1 pseudogene is annotated in these 268 nt (G+C 46.6%); it reads left to right on the top strand.

Going from position 1 to position 268, the window contains the following annotated elements:
- Positions 1-23 precede the first annotated feature (23 nt).
- Positions 24-268: pseudogene (locus B2067_RS12685) on the top strand (DNA replication and repair protein RecF); the annotation flags it as partial.

Genomic DNA, 268 nt, shown 5'->3' with positions numbered 1-268 from the left:
TGTTCCACGTGGAACAAAGTTTCATGGAACAGTGGAAAACCTTCAGAAAGCATCTCAAACAGAGAAACGCCGTACTGAAGCAGAAGGAAGAAGAGTGGCTGGATGTCTGGAACGCTGGCTTTATCGAGGCCGCTGAGCATATCGATAATGAACGCCAGGCGTACCTTAAGCGCTTTAAACCTGAATTTGAGCGGATATTGAACGAGCTAGATCCTTCAATATCTGTCACACTGGCTTATTATCCGGGGTGGGAAAAAGACTCTCGTCT

Origin of the sequence: Thalassolituus sp. UBA2590 (assembly GCF_002339775.1) — a bacterium.
In the GTDB taxonomy this organism is placed as follows: Bacteria; Pseudomonadota; Gammaproteobacteria; order Pseudomonadales; family Oceanobacteraceae; genus Thalassolituus.
This window is presented reverse-complemented; position numbering and strand designations above follow the sequence as displayed.